At 59.0% G+C, this 2,544-nt stretch carries 1 protein-coding gene; it reads left to right on the top strand.

Annotated elements, in window-relative coordinates; all coding sequences use genetic code 11:
• The first annotated feature begins 16 nt into the window (after positions 1–16).
• Positions 17–2,368 (top strand): membrane-bound PQQ-dependent dehydrogenase, glucose/quinate/shikimate family, encoded by a 2,352-nt coding sequence (locus tag MYY08_RS07680; RefSeq protein WP_353738462.1) that lies wholly within the window; start codon positions 17–19, stop codon positions 2,366–2,368.
• Positions 2,369–2,544: the final 176 nt, after the last annotated feature.

Below are 2,544 nucleotides of genomic sequence, written 5' to 3'. Positions count from 1 at the left end.
TTATTACGAGGGGAACATGGTTACTAAGATTACCGGCATTGTTATCGCCCTGATCGGTGCGGCAATGCTTTATATGGGCGGCAAGCTGCTGTTGCTTGGGGGGAGCCCGTTCTACGCGATCATGGCGGCAGGTCTGTTGGTGATTGCCGTCACGCTGATGATGAACAAGAAAATTGCCTTAACGGCGTGCGCCGTGCTGCTGTGGGTCACGCTGTTCTGGATGATCTATGAAGTGGGCTTTGATAAATGGCAGTGGATTCCGCGCGGCGACATTCTCGGCCTGATTGGCGTCTGGCTGGCGATGCCGTGGGTGGTGCGCCCGCTGACCGGCCGCAAATTCCATCCGTTTCTGGGCTCCACGCTGATTATTATCGTGGCGCTGGTGATCGGCATGATGTTCTACGATCCGTTGCCGCAGGAAGGAACCATCACCAACGCCCGTCAGCCTGCCGACGCCGCCGTCGCGCACAATGACTGGGCGGCCTACGGCGGTACCAGCAACGGTCTGCGTTTCTCGGCGCTAAACCAGATCAACAAGCAGAACGTCAAGGATCTGGAGGTCGCCTGGACCTACCACACCGGAGACCTGCGTCAGAGCGACGACGCCAGCGAATATACCTTTGAAGCCACGCCGCTGAAGGTCAACAACACACTCTACTTCTGTACGCCGCATAACGAAATTCATGCGCTGGTGCCGGAAACCGGCGCGCTGAAGTGGAAATATGTCCCGGAGAAAGATCGCTCCTATTTGCAGCAGCATCAGACCTGCCGCGGCGTCAGCTACTATGCGCCGAGCGAAGCGCAGCAGGCGCAGGCGACGGCGGCCCCGGCTCTCTGCCGCAAGCGCATTTTCAACGCCACCACTGACGCCAAACTGGTGGCGCTCGACGCCGATACCGGCAAACGCTGCGCCGATTTCGGCAACGACGGCATTGTCGATCTGCGCGCCAACATGGGCGAAATTCGTCCCCATGCGCTGATGCAGACCGCCGCGCCGCTGGTGGCGGGCAACCTGGTGATCGTCGGCGGTTCTGTCATGGATAACGGCTTCGACAAGGGCAACCCGTCAGGTGTGATCCGCGCCTATGACGTGCTGAGCGGCCGTCTGGTCTGGAACTTCGATCCGGCCAACCCGACGCAGACCCAGCCGATCGCCGCAGGCCAGAACTATCCCTATGACACGCCGGTCGCCTGGGGCACCCTGAGCGCCGATGTGAAAAACGGTCTGGTCTATGTGCCGTTTGGCAACGCCTCACCGGATGAGCTGGGCATCGAGCGCGACGCCAACAGCAATACCGAGAAGTTCCGTGATGCGCTGGTGGCGCTCGATCTGCAAACCGGCGCCTTTAAATGGCGTTTCCAGAGCTCCAACCACGACCTGTGGGATCGCGATAACCCGTCGCAGCCTTCGCTGCTGGATATCGACTATCAGGGCAACCGCCAGCCGGTTGTCGTGCTGCCGACCAAAACCGGCAACCTGTTTGTGCTGAATCGCCTGACCGGTCAGCCGGTTTACCCGATTAAACAGGTGCCGGTCTCCACCGACGGCGTCGCGGGCGAGAAATTTGCCGCTACTCAGCCAGTTTCCAGCCTGAACTTCCTGCCAGAGCCGCTGACCGAGAAATCGATGTGGGGCATTACGCCGTTCGATCAGATGGCGTGCCGCATGGATTTCAAATCGCTGCGCTACGACGGCAACCCCTGGACGCCATCGACCGAGCAGGGTTCGATTGTCTTCCCTGGCAATATCGGCGTGTTTAACTGGGGTTCAGTGGCTATAGACCCGGAGCGTCAGATCCTGATCGCTTCGCCGGTGCGCCTGGCCTATAAATACACCCTGATCAAGCGTACGCCGGAAACCGCCACCAAACGTATGTTCACGCAGGATGGCCAGCCTTACTGGAACGAAAACTTCCACGGCGACTATGCGATTCATATTCAGCAGCTGGCCTCCAGCCTGGGTATTCCGTGCATTGCGCCGCCGTGGGGACGCATGGTGGGCGTGGATCTGAAAAGCGGCAAAACCGAATGGCTGCGTCGCGTCGGCACCACGAAAAACCTGAACACCAGCTTCCTGCCGGGCCGCTTCCCGATCGGCTTCCCGATGGGCATGGTGGCGCACGGCGGTCCGCTGACCACTGCGGGCGACCTGGTATTCCACGGCGCGACGGCGGATAACTTCTTCCGCGCCTATGACATCAGCACCGGCAAACTGCTGTGGCAGACCGAGCTGGATGCGGGCGCGCAGGCGACGCCGTCTACCTGGCTGGGCAACGACGGTAAACAGTACGTGGTGATCGCCGCTGGCGGCCACGGCTCGCTGGGCACCAAACAGGGCGACAGCGTGGTTGCGTTCCGCCTGAAGTAAATACTGATGGTTATTATTAAGGCGCCTGCGGGCGCCTTTTTTGTGGGCGATATATTTGTTTATTATGCGTTGAGAAATGACGCTGGCCATACCCACTTTTTTCAGGTTAGCCTGGGCGCTGACGTTATTAATGTTGTTTTATTGATAAAGCATTTAGGTTGAATGTTATTTATTAG

Source organism: Mixta sp. (assembly GCF_024610815.1).
In the GTDB taxonomy this organism is placed as follows: Bacteria; Pseudomonadota; Gammaproteobacteria; order Enterobacterales; family Enterobacteriaceae; genus Mixta; species Mixta calida.
Note: the sequence above shows the minus strand (reverse complement) of the source record. Positions and strands in the feature narration are given on the sequence as shown.